The sequence below is a fragment of the Streptomyces sp. NPDC050264 genome, from assembly GCF_040655895.1.
Classification (GTDB): Bacteria; Actinomycetota; Actinomycetes; order Streptomycetales; family Streptomycetaceae; genus Streptomyces.
This window is the reverse complement of sequence record NZ_JBFAKV010000009.1, coordinates 20,046-36,185: the sequence shown is the minus strand read 5'-3', so window position 1 is coordinate 36,185 and position 16,140 is coordinate 20,046. Positions and strand designations below refer to the sequence as shown.

The 16,140-nt window shown below is 71.2% G+C and carries 13 protein-coding genes; 4 read left to right on the top strand and 9 right to left on the bottom strand.

Annotation, left to right across the window (positions count from 1 at the left end):
* Positions 1–136: 136 nt before the first annotated feature.
* From AB0J02_RS17710 to AB0J02_RS17685, 6 genes are all read right to left on the bottom strand, one after another.
* Positions 137–1,258 carry an LLM class flavin-dependent oxidoreductase gene (locus AB0J02_RS17710; RefSeq protein WP_363194600.1) on the bottom strand — a complete coding sequence of 374 codons (1,122 nt, stop codon included), beginning with the start codon at positions 1,256–1,258 and terminating at the stop codon, positions 137–139.
* A gap of 117 nt (positions 1,259–1,375) precedes the next feature.
* Positions 1,376–2,158 carry an SDR family NAD(P)-dependent oxidoreductase gene (locus AB0J02_RS17705; protein WP_363194599.1) on the bottom strand — a complete coding sequence of 261 codons (783 nt, stop codon included), beginning with the start codon at positions 2,156–2,158 and terminating at the stop codon, positions 1,376–1,378.
* A 12-nt stretch (positions 2,159–2,170) separates the two neighbouring features.
* Positions 2,171–3,097 (bottom strand): TIGR03619 family F420-dependent LLM class oxidoreductase, encoded by a 927-nt coding sequence (locus AB0J02_RS17700; RefSeq protein ID WP_363194598.1) that lies wholly within the window; start codon positions 3,095–3,097, stop codon positions 2,171–2,173.
* Between the two features lie 748 nt (positions 3,098–3,845).
* Positions 3,846–4,283, bottom strand: coding sequence for a hypothetical protein (locus tag AB0J02_RS17695; RefSeq protein ID WP_363194597.1), 438 nt, complete (start codon positions 4,281–4,283; stop codon positions 3,846–3,848).
* A 71-nt stretch (positions 4,284–4,354) separates the two neighbouring features.
* The gene (locus tag AB0J02_RS17690; RefSeq protein ID WP_363194596.1) at positions 4,355–4,936 is read right to left on the bottom strand and encodes a SigE family RNA polymerase sigma factor; all 582 of its coding nucleotides are present in this window, start codon (positions 4,934–4,936) and stop codon (positions 4,355–4,357) included.
* 384 nt (positions 4,937–5,320) lie between these two features.
* The gene (locus AB0J02_RS17685) at positions 5,321–6,370 is read right to left on the bottom strand and encodes a medium chain dehydrogenase/reductase family protein (RefSeq protein ID WP_363194595.1); all 1,050 of its coding nucleotides are present in this window, start codon (positions 6,368–6,370) and stop codon (positions 5,321–5,323) included.
* A gap of 112 nt (positions 6,371–6,482) precedes the next feature.
* Between AB0J02_RS17685 and AB0J02_RS17680 the strand changes: the two genes are divergently transcribed.
* Positions 6,483–7,142: a TetR/AcrR family transcriptional regulator gene (locus AB0J02_RS17680; RefSeq protein ID WP_363194594.1), complete on the top strand. Its 660-nt coding sequence runs from the start codon at positions 6,483–6,485 to the stop codon at positions 7,140–7,142.
* Positions 7,143–7,242: 100 nt separating this feature from the next.
* Here AB0J02_RS17680 and AB0J02_RS17675 read toward each other — a convergent pair whose 3' ends face one another.
* The 3 genes from AB0J02_RS17675 to AB0J02_RS17665 form a co-directional block, all read right to left on the bottom strand.
* The gene (locus AB0J02_RS17675) at positions 7,243–7,752 is read right to left on the bottom strand and encodes a nuclear transport factor 2 family protein (RefSeq protein WP_363194593.1); all 510 of its coding nucleotides are present in this window, start codon (positions 7,750–7,752) and stop codon (positions 7,243–7,245) included.
* A 161-nt stretch (positions 7,753–7,913) separates the two neighbouring features.
* On the bottom strand, positions 7,914–10,604 hold the full coding sequence (locus AB0J02_RS17670) for a LuxR family transcriptional regulator (protein ID WP_363194592.1): 2,691 nt from the start codon (positions 10,602–10,604) through the stop codon (positions 7,914–7,916).
* A 297-nt stretch (positions 10,605–10,901) separates the two neighbouring features.
* The gene (locus tag AB0J02_RS17665) at positions 10,902–12,161 is read right to left on the bottom strand and encodes an amidohydrolase family protein (RefSeq protein WP_363194591.1); all 1,260 of its coding nucleotides are present in this window, start codon (positions 12,159–12,161) and stop codon (positions 10,902–10,904) included.
* Positions 12,162–12,382: 221 nt separating this feature from the next.
* Between AB0J02_RS17665 and AB0J02_RS17660 the strand changes: the two genes are divergently transcribed.
* From AB0J02_RS17660 to AB0J02_RS17650, 3 genes are all read left to right on the top strand, one after another.
* The gene (locus tag AB0J02_RS17660) at positions 12,383–15,367 is read left to right on the top strand and encodes a BTAD domain-containing putative transcriptional regulator (protein WP_363194590.1); all 2,985 of its coding nucleotides are present in this window, start codon (positions 12,383–12,385) and stop codon (positions 15,365–15,367) included.
* A 222-nt stretch (positions 15,368–15,589) separates the two neighbouring features.
* Complete coding sequence (locus tag AB0J02_RS17655; protein ID WP_363194589.1) at positions 15,590–15,772, top strand: hypothetical protein; 183 nt, start codon at positions 15,590–15,592, stop codon at positions 15,770–15,772.
* A gap of 183 nt (positions 15,773–15,955) precedes the next feature.
* Positions 15,956–16,123, top strand: coding sequence for a hypothetical protein (locus AB0J02_RS17650; protein ID WP_363194588.1), 168 nt, complete (start codon positions 15,956–15,958; stop codon positions 16,121–16,123).
* Positions 16,124–16,140 lie beyond the last annotated feature (17 nt).

The following is a 16,140-nucleotide window of genomic DNA, read 5'->3' as shown; positions in this document are numbered from 1 at the left end:
GAGGAGCGGGGTCCGGCAACATCAAGCCCCTCCGGCGATCGAGGAGCGGGGTCCGGGGCGGAGCCCCGTGACAGCGACGAGAACGGGGCCCCGGCCCTCCTGTCCGGGAGGAGGAGAACCGGGGCAGCTCAACCGGTCAGACCCCGGACGCCCTGAACCGGGAAGTCCGGTGGACCGGATCCGTATCGATCTTCGGAATGACGTGCTCCCCGATCAGCCGGATCGAGTTCAGCGTGTCCTCGTGCGACATCCCGATCGGCAACCCGAACGACAACTGGTCGGCCCCGGCCTGCTCCCACCGCTTGCACTGCCGGAGCACCTCGTCCGGATCACCGCAGATCATCAGCTCCTCGGCGATGAGCAGCTCGATGATCTCGGCGCTGTACTCGGGCAGAATCTCCGGCCACTCCGGAATCCCCTCGGGCCGCGGGAACGTGTCGTGGTACCGGAACACCAGCGACTGGAGATAGTTGAGCCCGCCGTTGACGGCGATTTCGACGGCCTTCTCGTGCGTCTCGGCGCAGATCGCCGTCGACGTCACCATGACGTTGTCGTTGACGAAGTCGCCGATCGGCTCCGCGTCCTGGATGGCGGTCTTGTACTGCTCCAGGACCCACTCCATGTCGGAGACCTTCTGCACGCTGAAGCCCAGCACCCCGAGCCCCTTGCGGGCGGCCATCGCGTACGAGGGCGGGGACCCGGCCGCGTACCACATGGCAGGGTGCGACTTCCCGTACGGCTTGGGGAAGATCTTGCGCGGCGGCAGCGACCAGTGCTTGCCCTGGAACCCGACGTACTCGTCCTGGAGCCACATCTTCGGGAACTCGGCGATGGTCTCTTCCCAGATCTCCTTGGTGTAGTTCATATCGGTCACGCCCGGTATGAACCCGAGGATCTCGTGCGAGCCGGCCCCGCGCCCGCTGCCGAACTCGAACCGGCCCTCACTGAGGTGGTCGAGCATGGCGACCTTCTCGGCCACCTTGACGGGGTGGTTGACCTGGGCGAGCGGGTTGAAGATGCCGGACCCGAGGTGGATCCGCTCCGTCGCGTGCGCGAGGTAGCCGAGGTAGACGTCGTTGGCGGAGAGGTGCGAGTACTCCTCCAGGAAGTGGTGCTCGGACGCCCAGGCGTACTTGAAGCCGGACTTGTCCGCCTGGATGACGTACTCGGTCTCGTTCATGAGCGCGCGGTGTTCGGCGGTCGGGTCCGTCAACGCCTGCTTGCCCACGTATCCCTGTACAAAGAGCCCGAATTCCAAGGAGGTTCACCGTCCTCGTCAGTTTCTGACGGATCGTCAGATTGGATGGACCGACTGTTTCACCGCACTCGTGGAGCGTCAATAGCTGACGCGTCGTCAGGTCGGGCCGGCGGGGCCTCAGAGCACCGACACCCCGGCCAGCCAGCCCCCGTCGATCACGAACGGCTGCCCGGTGATGTACGCCGAGTCCTCCTCCGCGGTCAGGAAGAGCGCGAGCCGCGCGACCTCCTCCGGCCGCCCGACCCGGCCGAGCGGCACGAGCTTGCGGTACAGCCCGTCGAGCGCTTCGGCGGCCTCCTCGGTGTTCGCCTCGGGGTCGAGCTGGGAGGGGTTGCTCATGGCGGTGTCGATGGCGCCGGGGCAGACGGCGTTGACGCGGATGCCCTTCGCCGCCAGCTCCAGGGCGGCGACCTTGGTCAGCCCGACGATGGCGTGCTTGGTGGCGGTGTACGCGCCGACGTAGGCCATGCCCGTGATTCCGGTATAGGAGGCGGTGTTGACGATCGAACCGCCCCCGGCGGCCGCTATCTCCGGGGCGACCGTCTTGATCCCGAGGAACGCCCCGACCTGGTTGACCTGCACTATCTGCTGGAACTCTTCGAGGGGCGTGGAGACCAGCTCGTTGAAGCGCAGGATCCCCGCGTTGTTGACCAGCCCGTCGATCTTGCCGAAGGCGGCCTTGGCCGCGGTGACGGCGGCCGCCCAGTCCTCCTCCTTGCTCACATCGAGATGCACATACGTGGCGCCCCCGATCTCCTTGGCCACGGTCTCGCCCTGGTCGTCGAGCACGTCGGCGACGACGACCCGCGCACCCTCCGACGCGAACAGCCGTGCCTCCTGCTCGCCCTGCCCGCGCGCCGCACCCGTGATGAGAACGACGCGCCCGTCGAGCTTGCCCATATTCCGTGCTCCTCAGCTGAGTCGGGGTGCGACGTCGGCGGCGAAAGCCGCGATCTGGTCGACGAGTTCGGCCCGGCCGCGACTGCGGAAGCGGACCTGGATCTGGTGCACGCCCATCGCGGCGTACGCGCGCAGCGACTCGGCGATCGCCGCCGGGTCGCCGGAGACCGTACGCCGCCCGACGTCCCAGGACGGCGCGCCCACGTACAGCGGCTCCGTGATGGCGCCGATGGTGAGCGGCGCCTCGATGCCCGCCTCCGCGCGCAGCCGCTTCAGCGTCGCGATCTTCTCCGGCAGCCGGCGCCTCGGGTCGCCCTGCGGGAGCCACCCGTCGCCCTTGAGCGCGGCGCGCCGCACGGCGGGCGCCGAGGAGCCGCCGACCCATACGGGGACCCGCGTCTGGGCGGGGCGGGGCAGTTGCCCGAGGCCCTCGAAGGCGTACAACTCCCCTTTGTGCACCGGGAACTCGTCGGGGCCGAGCGCGGCCTTCAGCGCGTCGATGCTCTCGTCGAGGACGGCCCCGCGCCGCTCGAAGTCCACCCCGAGGATCTCGAACTCCTCCTGTACGTGCCCCGCCCCGACCCCGAGGATCAGCCGCCCGCCGCTCAGCCGGTCCAGGGTCGCGTACTGCTTGGCGGAGAGCAGCGGGTGCCGCAGGCCGATGATCGCGACGTGGCTGAGCAGCCGTACGCGCTCGGTGACGCCCGCGAGGTAGGACAGTGTGGCGACCGGGTCGTACCAGGTCGTCGACATGGCCTCGGCGAGTCGGCGCGGGATGGCGACGTGGTCGCAGCAGGCGATGTAGTCGAAACCGCCCCGGTCGGCGGCGCGGGCGACCTCGGCGAGATCGTCCGGGCCCGCGGCCGCCTCCCAGGGTTCGGCGTAGATGGTGCTCTGGGACTGGACCGGGAGCTGAATCCCGTACGCGAGCCGCGCCATACCCGCACCCCGTTCTGACGGTTCGTCAATTATGGACTGGGGACATAGTCATACCTGACGGTGCGTCAGACAAGGGTGCGCGCGAGCCTCCTGAGCGAGCCCGAGCGAGCCTGTGCGAGGGCACCCGCCGGAAGGGAGGGTGGCCGTCCGGTGTTTCGTCGGCGGCTGTCCGGCTCGTTCCGACAGGTGTGTGGGTGGGTGCGGTGCCGGCCGGGGTATGTACGTGCTCGCCATCTCGATGGCCTCGCCGGTTGTGATCCGTCCCGCCACCGCGTGAACTGTGCTGCGCGCGCACATGCTTCTCGCCCGGGGCGGGCCGTGCGGTGCGTTCTTCTTGGCCAGGTGGGCCTTGAGCGTGTCGGGGCGGAGGGCTTCGGGGCGCATGACCACGCCCTTGGCGTCGGCCTGGAGGACGAGCAGCGTCTCGGCGGTGGAGGGGGCGGGGATCCTCCGCTCGCGGTAGAAGTCGTCGATGTCCCGGGCGGCGGCGATGACGTATACGCCCCTGCCGGGGCGCGTTCAGGTACTTGCCAACGGGTGAACAGGGCGGTCACAGCGCGGCGGGGCAGGGCAGGGGGATGCGCGAGCATGCGGACAGATGACTTCTTCCGCGGCGGGAACCGAGGTCGCGGCCGCACGCCACCGGGCGCGGGCCGTGGTGGAATGCGGAGGGTGGTGGCCCCGGTTCCGACGGGGCCACCACCCTCTGTCCTGCCTGACCGGCTCTGTCAGCCCGGTTGTGTGGGGCTCAGCCGGCGCAGACGGTCACGTGGACCGTGTCCCCCGCGTGGACGACCGTCGGGGCATGCGGCGAGACCGCGACGACCGTGGACTGCCTGCAGCCGGCCACCGAGGTCCGGGTGAAGTCGGGCGTGAGCCCGAGCCTGACGAGCGCCGACCTGGCCCCCACCGAGTTCGTGCCGGCCAGCGGGACGGTGACGGTCGTGCCGTCGCCGGAGGCGTACAGAACGGTGGTGCTGTCGGCAGCGGTTGCGGCCACCGCGGCCGGCCGCGAGGCGGGCGAACCGCCGCCGACGACGCCGGTGGCCAGGGCGGTGCCCGCGCCGGCCACGACGAGGGCGGCAACGATGCCCGTGAGGGCCGTGGCCCGCTTTCGGCGGGCCCCACGCGCGATGGCGGCCGTGTCGAAGCGCGGCGTCTGAGCGGTGTTCACGAAGTCGTTCATGGCGTTCACCAATTCCTGTTCGAAGGATGTCTCGAAGGGTGTGCAGCCGGAAGGCCGCGAACCGTGTGAACTCATCGGATGCCTTCCGTGGGCTGCTGTGGCGAAGGGCCGGAGAGCGCGGGGAACTGGCTTCTGAGCTTGCCGATGCCGCGAGCGAGCTGGGAGCGCACGGTGCTCGGTGAGATCCGCAGGTCGGCCGCGATCTCGTCGTCCGACAGGTCGTGGAAGTACCGCAGCACCACGACCGTCCGCATGCGCATCGGCAGAGCCTGGAGGGCCCGGACCAGCTGGTCCCTCGTGTCCACCTGCCCGTACTGGTCCCCGGGGGCGGCACGGTCGGCGCCGTCCCGGTGCGGGACCGTGCGGCGGAACCTCCGCCACCGGTCGTTGGCCAGGTTCACCATGATCCGCCGCACGTAGGCGTCCGGAGCGTCCTTGGCGGCGATGGTGCGCCACTTGCGGCAGGCCCGCTCCAGGGTCTCCTGGACCAGGTCCTCCGCGGCCTCGCGGTTACCCGTCAAGACGAGTGCGCCGCGGAACAGCACGGCCGACCGCGCGACGACGAAGCCGTGGAAGTCGTCCTCCGACTCCGGCTCCGTCGGCGTGGGCCCGCCGTGTCCGGTACGGGCGTCGTGCTCGGTTGCCAGCTCCACACTCCCCTCCCTTCCTGTCACCCCTCCTCGACGGGAAAGCGGTCGCGAATGCTGCACGCGCATGGTGAGACCTGGGTCACAATGGCGGGCCGCCGGAAGGAACGGGCCCGGCCGGGAAGCCGACGCGGGCGGGCTGACGCGACCAGGCGGCCGCCGCCACGCCGCCGGCTGTCCCCGACAGCCCGGCGGGCGGCCTGCGCCAGGCGCGGCGCGACTGGGCAGAGCCGGGCGTCGGCTTCAGCCGCGTACTTCCGGCAGCGCCCTGTCGACCGGCCACGAGCTGTGCTCAAGTCGCCAGTTGGAGCGCGCGTCCGCCAACTCGGACGCTCAGTCACACATGGTGGCTTTTTCGCAGCCGGCCGCCTCTTCCGTGCTCGCCGCAGGTCACGCCTCGGGGAGGATGACGACCTTGCCGGCGACGGTGCGGGACTCGGCGAGCCGCAGGGCGGCGACGGTGTCGGTGAGGGGAAAGGTCGCGGCGATCTGCGGGGTGAGGGTGCCATCGGCGACCAGGCGCAGGACCTGGGTGAGGTCCTCGGTCATGCGGCGCTGGAAGGAGGTGTGGCAGCGGCGCTTGCCGGCCCAGAAGTTGTAGAAGTGGGCGCTCTTGCCGTTGGGGAGGGTGTTCCAGGCGTTGAGGCGGGCGAAGAGCTTGAGGACGGGGAGCTGGGAGTTGCCCTCGTCGTCCTTGCTGGCGGCGGTGCCGTAGGAGACAAGGGCGCCGCCGCGGCGCAGCAGGTTCCAGGAGTCCTCGATGCCGGGGCCGCCGACGTGGTCGAAGACCGCGTCCACGCCGTCGGGGGCGAGTTCGCGGATGCGTGCGTACAGGTCGGGGTCGCGGTAGTCGACCGGGGTGGCGCCCAGGTCGCGCAGGGCGGCGTGGTGGCGGGGTGCGGCGGTGCCGATGACGGTGATGCCGGCGTGCCGGGCGAGCTGGACGAGGGTGGAGCCGACGCCGCCGTTGGCGCCCAGGACGACGACGGTCTGCCCGGCGCGGGCCTTGGCGGTGCGGTGCAGCATCTGCCAGGCGGTGATGCCGTTGACGATGACGGTCTCGGCGGCGACGGGGTCGATGTGGTCGGGGACGGGGATGAGGTCGGCGGCGTCGAGGAGCAGGTGGCTGGCCCAGGCGCCGATCTTGGTGACCGCGGCGAAGCGGCGTCCGACGAGCGCGGGGTCGACCTGCTCGCCGGTGGCGGTGACGGTGCCGACCAGGTCGTAGCCGGGGACGAAGGGGAAGGGCGGCTGGTCGTAGTACTTGCCGCGCCGCATCTGCTGCTCGGCGAAGGAGACGCCGGTGGCTTCCATCCGCAGGGCCACCTGCCCCTTGCCCGGGGCCGGCAGCTCGATCGTCCGCAGCTCCAGCCCCTCGGGCTCGACCTTGCCCGGCAGGACGATCTCGGTCGCGGTGACGGTGGTGGCCTTGCCGCTCATGCTGTGCTCCCTTGAGGTTTCCGCCGCGTGTTTACGGTTGTAAGAATACGTCTGTTAGGTGATTGGCGGCAAGGAGTTACGCCAATAAACTTTTACGCGTAAGGTTACGGGGATGAAAGAGACCGAGGGAACGAACCCGGACACGCCCAGGCAAGCGACCCGCGTACGCAACCGGCGCGGCGAAGGCAGCAAGCTGCGGGAGGACATCGTCGACGCCGCCGCCGCGCTGCTGGACGAGACCGGCGACGAGCGGGCCATCACGCTGCGGTCGGTCGCCCGCAAGGTCGGCATCGCCGCCCCGTCGATCTACCCGCACTTCCCCGACCAGCCGGCCATCATGCTGGCCGTCGTCCGACGGGAGTTCGCCGCGCTGGAGACCCACCTGCGTGCGGCCTCGCCGGAGGCCGGCAACGATCCGCGAGACCGGCTGTACACCCTGTGCCGCGCCTACCTGGGCTACGCGCAGGACCATCCCGGGCGCTACCGCACGATGTTCGGCGGCCTGTGGATGCCGACGCTGGGCGACAGCTCACTGACGCCGGAAGAACTCACCACGCTCGGCGCCGGGGCGATGCAGATCCTGGTCGGCGCCCTCGCCGACTGCGTCACCGCCGGCCAGTCCTCCGCCACGGACCCGGAACTGGACGCCGTCGCCCTCTGGGTCAGCCTCCACGGCCTCGCCCACCAGCACGCCGCCACCCGCATCTTCCCGTGGCCGGCGGAGCCCCTGGCCGACGCCATCATCACCCGGGTGGCCAAGCTGAACGACTGAACGACGTCGGCGCACGGCGCAACTACTACTGGTAGGGAGGGCCTTCGCCCGGGGCGCCTCAAGCACCCCGGGCGAAGGCTGTGCACGTGCCGCGCGTGTGTCAGGAAGCGGGCGGCGTCCAGTCGGCGGGCAGGCCGGACTGCGCGAGCACCGCGTTGAGGCTGTAGAAGTCCTGCTCGGCCGCGATCCGGTGGCCGTCGAGTTCCAGCAGGGCGACCGCCGGCACGGTGAAGGGCTTGGGCGCGCCCTTCATCTGGCCGCTGTAGACGGACTCGACGGTGATGTGGTGGCCGTCGCGGTGGACGGCCTTCACGGCGAGGTGGACGTCGTCGATACCGCTGTCGGTGCGCTCCTTCCAGCCGGCGATCTCCTCGCGGCCGTGCATGGTGACACCGATGGCCTGGTCGGTGTAGCTGCTGTCGGCGGTGAACAGGTCGCCCAGCGCCTTCGGTTCGGTGCCGTTCCAGGCGGCGGCCCACTGGGCGACGATGCCCGTCTTCGTCTTGTGGTGTCGGGCGGAGGGCGCGGACTGGGCGGCGAAGGCGGTGGTGCCCAGCGCGGCGGTGATGGCCGCGGCACAGATCAGCGTGGTGGGGAGGCGGAGCTTCATGGTGACGTTCCTCGGATGATGGGTCAGCGTGCGGTCGCGAGATCTCGAGATCGATCCCGGCTGGGAACGAACATTCCGCGACCGGTGCCTCCGTCGCATCGGCGAGAATTACGCAGACCGGCCGACCGGTGACGGCCGAGGGCTCGGCGGCCCGGGTCTCCTCAGAGCCCGATACCGGGATGGTCCCTGAGCTGCCGCCGGGAGGTGATGCCCAGCTTGCGGAAGGTGTTGCGCAGGTGGGAGTCGATGGTGCGTGGGCTGAGGAAGAGCCGCGCGGCCACCTCTTTGGACGTCGCCCCGGTGGCGACCAGCCGCGCGATGTACAGCTCCTGCTCGGTAAGCCGGTCGTAGGAGTGCCCGGACCGGCCGGGGGCTTTCTCCCCGGTGGCCCGAAGCCCGTCCTCGGCGCGCCGGGCGAACCCTTCGGCGCCCGCGCGCGACAGCAGTTCGTGCGCGGTGCGCAGCTGCAGGCGGCAGTCCCGCCGGCGTCCCTCGCGCCGCAGCCACTCCCCGTACAGGAGGTGGGCCCTGGCCCGGTAAGGGACGAGCGGGCTCTTCTCCAGGTGCTCGACGGCCTCCCGGTAGTGGTCCTCGACCCCGGTGACCAGTGCGCGCGCGGCGGCGGCGATGCCCAGACCGGTGACGGTCCCGGCGGCGTCGGTGCGCTCGGTCAGCGCCGCGAGGGCCGTGGTGGCGGTGTCCCGCTCACCGCACCGGACGGCCGCCTCGACCAGCTCGGGCAGGGCGAGCCCGGCGAGGAAGAGGTCGCCGGGCGCGGTGGCCTGCCGGGCCGCGGCCAGCGCGGCCGGGTAGTCGCCGAGGCCGTTGTGGACCACGGAGGCCGCCCAGTGGGTGATGGCGAGCAGCTGCCCGTTGCCCCGTTCGGTCGCCGCGGCGTCGACCGACTCGAACAGCTCCAGCGCCTCCCGGCGACGGCCCCGCAGCGCGGCCAGCTTCAGTCGGTGGTACGTCACCGGCGGCCCGCCGACCGCATCGCCGATCGCCTCCTCTTCGGCGATCGCCTCCACCGCCTGCGCGACATCCCCGGACAGCGCGGCCCAGCACGCCGTCTGGGCCAGCGTCAGACGCAGGACCAGCGGCGACCCCGAGGCACGGCCGGCCCTCGTCAGCCACTGGGTGATCGCCATGTGGGCGTCCGGGTCCCACAGTTCGCCCGCGAGCATGACGGCGAGGGCGGGCCGCCGCTCCCACAGCGGAACGTCCTCGCCGTCGAGCACCTTGCGCAGCAGCGGGACCGCCACACCGTGTCCCTCCGCGTCCAGCAGGGCCAGCGCGTCCAGCACGTCCGGGGGACGGGACACCGGCGGCGTCGAGCGGGCCGCCGCCAGCACCATGTCCATCACACCGGCGGTCCGGCCGACGACGAGGCTCATCTCCAGCGCGTCCATGAAGTACGCACGCGACCGCACCGGGTCCGACACGGCGAGCCGTCGCGCGGCGCGCAGCATGAACTCAGGGCCGTCGCCGTCGTTGTGCCGTACGAAGGCGATCCGGCCCCGCAGCAGATCGGCTTGGGCGAGCCGGTGTTCGTCCAAGGCGGTGGTCCCGACGGCTCCCAGGAGTCGCGCGGCGGTGTCGGTGAGGCCCGCGTCGAGGTGGGCCCGCGCGGCCGTGAGCGTCCGGTCGGTCCGCCCGACGGGGTCCAGCGACAGCGCCGCCGCGCGCTCCAGGAAGGCCGCCGCGGCCGCCACTCCACCGCGCGACCGGGCCCGGAGCGCGCACCGCTCCAGCTCGACGGCGACCTCCTCGTCGGGTCCCGCGCCGGCCTGCGCGCGGTGCCAGGCACGCCGGTCGGGGTCCGCGACCGGGTCGGTGACCTCGGCGAGTACCCGGTGGGCCGCGCGGCGTGCGCCTTCCTCCGCTGCCTGGTAGACGGCGGAACGGGCCAGCGGATGACAGAAGCGGATGCGGGTGGAGAACTCGACCAGCCCGGTGGCCGTCGCCGCCGCGCCGGCCGCCGTCGGGTCCAGGCCCAGCCGCCGGGCAGCGGGCCACAGCAGGCCGGGGTCGCCGGTGGGGTCGGCGCTCGCGACGGTCAGCAGCAGCCGCGCCTCGTCGGGCAGCCCGGTCAGCCGGTCCCGGAAACTGCGCTCGATCCGGGTGGGCACCGGCGAGGTGTCCGGCGGCGCGTAGCCACCGGCGCCGGGCAGTTCGAGCAGGGCCAGGGGGTTGCCCCGGGCTTCCGCCAGCAGCCGCTGACGTACCTCGTCGTCCAACGGCGCATGGCTCCGCGCCGCCAGCAGCGTCCGGGCGTCACCGTCACTCAGCCCGCGGAGCGGGAGTCCGGGCAACTCACCCAGTCCCTCCGCCGCGTCGTCCGGCCGGGCCGCGAACACCATGGCGACCGGCTCGCAGGCCAGCCGCCGGGCGACGAACACCAGCACCCTCGACGACGCCGTGTCCAGCCACTGCGCGTCGTCGACAAGACACAGCAGCGGACGTGCCCGGGCCGCGCGGCACAGCAGCTCCAGGACCGCCAGACCGATGTGGAACACCTCCGGTGCGCCCCCGACCAGCCCGAAGGCGTTTCGCAGGACCTCACGGTGCGGGTCGGGCAGCTCATCGAGGTACGACAGCAACGGCACACAGAGCTGGTGCAGCCCGGCGAACGGCAGCTCCTTCTCGTACTCCGACCCCGACGCCCGAACGGTCCGGAACCCCGAGGCCGTCCGCCCGAAGTGCTCCAGCAGCGCGCTCTTCCCGATCCCCGCCTCACCCCGCACGACCAGCGCCCCGCCCCGCCCGTCCCGCGCGCAACCGGTCAGCTCACCCAGCCGGCCGATCTCCTCGCTCCTGCCGACGAGTTGACCGGAAAAGTGAGCGAACACCATGCCGCACACAGTAACTCCAGCGCACTGCCGACGCCGGACGGAGGCGGCGGGGCGGCCTGGCCCCGTCCGGCTGATGACCGCCATCACGGACTTCGGCTCATGACGGCCGGCACGAACCTCGATGGCGAAGCCGCGAGAAGCGACGGGCCCCCGGCGTTACCACCCCCGTACCGACCGGCAGACGTGAGCAGCCCCACCATGAGCATCACCGAGAACACCGAGCCGACGCCCGCCCGCCACAAGACGCCGTCGGTGGAACTGCGGCCACCCATCGGAAATGGGCCCGTGCCGACTGGGTCACGGCCGCCAGAGCCCCGCTTCCGTCAGCCCCAGCAGATCAATCGCGTTCCCCCGTACGATCCGGTCGACAGCGGCCGCGTCAAGGTGCCCCATCTGCGCCTCCCCCACCTCCTTGGACTTGGGCCAGGTCGAATCGGAATGCGGATAGTCGGTCTCGTAGAGGACATTGGCCAGGCCGATCGCGTCGAGGTTCTTCAAGCCGAACGCGTCGTCGAAGAAGCACCCGAAGACGTGCTCGGCGAAGTACTCGCTCGGCGGCTTCCTGACCTTGTCGGCGACGCCGCCCCAGCCGCGGTTCTCCTCCCACACCACGTCCGCGCGCTCCAGGATGTACGGGATCCAGCCGATCTGACCCTCCGCGTACATGACCTTCAGGTTCGGGAAGCGTTCGAACTTGCCGCTCATGAGCCAATCCACCATGGAGAAACAGCAGTTGGCGAAGGTGATGGTGGACCCGACGGCGGGCGGCGCGTCCGCGGACGTCGACGGCATCTTGCTGCTGGAGCCGATGTGCATGGCGATGACGGTGCCGGTCTCGTCGCAGGCGGCGAGGAACGGATCCCAGTCGTCACCATGGATGCTGGGCAGCCCGAGATGCGGCGGTATCTCGGAGAACGCGACGGCGCGGACACCGCGGGCCGCGTTCCTGCGCACCTCGGCGGCGGCGAGTTCGGCGTCCCAGAGGGGGACGAGGGTCAGCGGTATGAGCCGCCCGTTCGCCTCGGGCCCGCACCACTCGTCCACCATCCAGTCGTTGTACGCGCGTACGCCGAGCAGCCCGAGTTCGCGGTCCGGGGCCTCGGTGAAGGTCTGCCCGCAAAAGCGCGGGAAGGTGGGGAAGCAGAGCGCGGACTGGACGTGGTTGACGTCCATGTCGGCGAGGCGGGACGGGACGTCGTAGGACCCTTTTCGCATCTGCTCATAGGTGATGACCTCCAGCTTGATCTCGTCGCGGTCGTAGCCGACGGCGGTGTCGAGCCGGGTGAGCGGGCGGTGCAGGTCCTCGTAGATCCACCAGTCGCCGATGGGCCCGTCGTCGCCGGGCTCGCCCATGACGGGTGCGAACTTCCCGCCCAGGAACGACATCGACTTCAGAGGGGCACGGACGATGCGCGGCCCGCGGTCGAGGTACTTCTTCGGGAGGCGGTCGGACCAGACCGTCGGCGGCTCGACGGTGTGGTCATCGACGGAAATGATCCGCGGGAAGTCGCCCGATATCGGGGCACTTTGAGTGTTTCCGGTCTCCGTGGTCTCCATGGGCTCACGGTAGCGCCGATCTGACGACCCGTCAGCTAGTGGGAGTTGAGGTTCGTACGCGTGAGGTCTCTGTGATGGCTGTCTCCCACGGCTGACGTATCCGCCATGAACAAGGCAAACTGGCGGAGTTGTCTTTGACGGCGCGTCTATATCGCGGCGCGCCGCCTGGACGACGACCGAACGAGATGTGACCGGGGCTGGTGCGGCGGCAGGGGGCAGTGATGGACGGTGGACCGCGGGTACCGGAGCAGCGGCGGTCCGACGCGCCCTGGGACACCCCGAGCACGCCGGCCACAGGCTCCGACCTGCGCTTCAGCGTGCTCGGCCCGGTCCGGGCCTGGCGCGGCGGCGAACCGTTGGCGACGGGCTCGCCCCAGCAGTGCGCCCTGCTCGCCGCGCTCCTCCTGCGCGAGGGCCGGACGGCCACCGCGGGTGAACTCATCGACGCGGTCTGGGGCGACGAGTCCCCGCAGCAGGCCCTCGCGGCGATCCGCACGTACGCCTCCCGGCTGCGCAAGGCACTCGGCCCGGGTGTCCTGGTGAGCGAGGCGGGCGGCTACGCGATCCGCTCGCTGAGCCGGGACGCGCTCGACCTGGCCGCGGCGGAGGAGCTGTGGTCGGACGCGGAGAAGGCCCGGCAGAACGGCGACCTGTGCCAGGCGCGGGCCCTGGTGAACAAGGCCCTGGGCCTGTGGGACGGCGAGCCCCTGGCGCGCGTCCCCGGCCCGTACGCGGAGACGCAGCGGGCTCGGCTCGAGGAATGGCGTCTCCAACTGACCGAGTCCCGCCTGGACATGGACCTGGAGCAGGGCTGCCACGCGGAGGCCGTCTCGGAGCTGACGGCGCTGACGGCGGCACACCCCCTGCGGGAGCGGCTGCGCGAGCTGCTGATGCTGGCGCTCTACCGTTCGGGCCGCCAGGCCGAGGCGCTGGCGGTCTACGCGGACACGCGCCGCCTGCTCGCGGACGAACTCGGCGTCGACCCCCGCCAGGGCCTCGCCGAACTCCAGCAGCGCATCCTGCGGGCGGACCCCGATCTGGCGGAACCCTCGGCGCCGGCGGCGGAACCCGCATCGGCGCCCCTGCGACCCGCCCAACTACCCGCGACCGTCCCCGATTTCACCGGCCGGGCCTCCTTCGTCACCGAACTGAGCGAGGTGCTGTCGTCGGCGTCGTCGGAGGCGGGCACCGGCTCGGTGATGGCGGTCTCGGCGGTGGCCGGTATCGGCGGCGTCGGCAAGACGACACTGGCCGTGCACGTCGCGCACGCGTCCCGGTCCTCGTTCCCCGACGGCCAGTTGTACATGGACCTCCAGGGCGCGGGCGCACGGGCGGCGGAACCCGAGGCGGTGCTCGGCTCGTTCCTGCGCGCCCTCGGCACGGCCGACTCGGCGATCCCGGAGTCGCTCGAGGAACGGGCCGCGCTGTACCGCTCGACGCTGGACGGCCGCCGCGTCCTGGTCCTGCTGGACAACGCGCGGGACGCGGCCCAGGTCAGACCCCTCCTCCCCGGCACGGAAGGGTGCGCGGCGCTCATCACGGGCCGGGTCAGGATGGTCGACCTGGTCGGCGCCCACCTGGTCGACCTGGACGTGATGTCCCCCGAGGAGGCGCTGCTGCTCTTCACGCGCATCGTCGGGGACGAGCGGGTGGCGGCGGAGCGGGAAGCGGCCCTGGACGTGGTGGCGGCCTGCGGCTTCCTCCCCCTGGCGATCCGCATCGCGGCGTCCCGGCTCGCCGCCCGGCGTACGTGGACGGTGTCGGTGCTGGCGGCGAAGCTGGCGGACGAGCGCCGCCGCCTCGACGAACTCCAGGCCGGTGACCTGGCGGTGAAGGCCACCTTCGAGCTGGGCTACGGCCAGTTGGAGCCGGGCCAGGCACGGGCGTTCCGCCTCCTCGGCATGGCCGACGGCCCGGACATCTCGCTGGCCGCGGCGGCCGCGGTGCTCGACCTGAGCGCCGAGGCCACCGAGGACCTGCTGGAATCCCTGGTCGACACCTCGCTCCTGGAATCAGCGGCGCCGGGCCGCTACCGGTACCACGATCTGGTCCGGCTCTACGCGCGTGCGTGCGCCGAACGGGACGAACTCCCGCCGGTGGAGCGGGAGGCCGCGATGTCGCGGTTGCTGGACTTCTATCTGGCGACGGCGACGACGATCTACGCGATCGAGCGGCCGGGGGACCGGCTGGTGGATCACCTGGAGCCGACGGAGCACGCCGGATTGCACTTCGTGGACGGCACCACAGCCCTCGACTGGCTCTACGCGGAGGGCGAGTCCCTCCTGGCCTGCGTCCGGCAGTCGGTGGCCACGAACCGGCTCCGGCGCGGGGTCGATCTCCTGTGGGCCGCGAAAGACCTGGCCGAGTCGGGCGCCAACTCCCGCCAGTACGAGGCAACGGCCGTGGCGGTGTGCAAGGCCACGGAAGCCGCGGGTGACACTCACGCGGAGGGCCGGGCCCGGACGACTCTCACCAATGTCCTGCTGGTCTCCGGCCGCATCCAGCAGGCGGCGGCGGAGGCTCGGCTCGCCATGGACCGGGCCTCCGCCGCGGAAGACGTCGCCGCGGCCAGCTGGGCCGCCAACGACCGGGGGCTCATCTCGCTGCACCAGCACCAGTATCCGGAGGGCAAGGTCTTCTTCGACCAGGCCATCCAGGGGTGGACCAGCGCGGGCAACCGGTCCGGCGCGGCGACGACGCATTTCAACCTGTCCCGGGCCCACCTCGCCATGGGCAACATCACGAAGGCCGTCGACATCGCCCGGCACGGCATCGCCCTCCTCGCCGAGCTGGGCAAGACCATGCGGCTCGCCAACGGTCACTACGCGCTGGGCATGGCCCTGACAAAGGCAGGCCGGCACACGGAGGCACTCAGCCAGTTCCGCGATGCCGTGACCATCTTCGCGGCCCACCGGCAGCGACTCTGGGAAGGCACCACCCACTTCAGGATCGCCGAGGCGCACGTCGCCGCGCTCCGGCCGGCTCAGGCCGCTCAGCACGCCGAGCAGGCCCTGGCCATCGGATGCATCGGCGGCGACCGGATGCGCGGCAACGTCCTCACGCTCCTTGGCGGAGCGCTCGCCACACTGGGTCAGGTGGACCGCGCGCGAGCCTGCTGGCGCGAAGCACTCAAGCTCTACGAGGAGCACGGCGCCCCCGAAGCCGACGATGTACGCGTCCTGCTGAGCCCCGCCGCGGCAGCCTGACCGACCACACCCCTCTCACCTGCGGTCGTCGTCGTTCAGCATTCGTTTATCGCGGCACGGCACTCTCATAGCTGTCAGACCGTCGCGTCGGGGGGCAGACGGTCAACGGCGGAGCCGCTCCGGCTAATGTGCGGCTCTGAACGCCCGTCCGGCGGCCCTCGGGGGAGCTTCCGGACGGGCGTTCTTCACTGAACCCTCGCCGTTGCAGAGGAGCACGAACCGATGAGCGAGCAGAAGAAGAACACGGCCGCCAAGCCGCTGGACAACCAGATGCCCGTCCCGCCCGCGGACACGGCCATCGTCGCGATGGACAACCAGATGCCGTCCCCGCCCGCCGACGAGGCCATCGTCACGATGGACAACCAGATGCCGGCTCCGCCCGCGGTGGACCTGGACGGCAAGTAGTCCTTTTTTCCAGACGGGGATCGGCCGCGGCGGCGCGGAGGGGGAGCCGCCGCGGCCGAAGTACGACTGGGGTTGATCCAGGCCAATCGGTGGCGCAATCCGTTCGACTTCCTCGATCATTCACCCCTCCTCACGCCAGCGTCACTTGCCACACGAATATCCCTCTCTCACAACGGAGTTGGAATGACCCACGCCAAGAAGATCCTCGTAACCGCCGCCATGATCGTGGGTGTCGCGGCAGGCGCTGCTGCACCGGCGATGGCCGACACCAACATGCCGTCGCCGCCGAAGGACTCGGGCGTCACCACCCAGGACACCAACATGCCGGCCCCGCCCGCCACGGACGGTTGAGCAAACTTTCTTCCCGA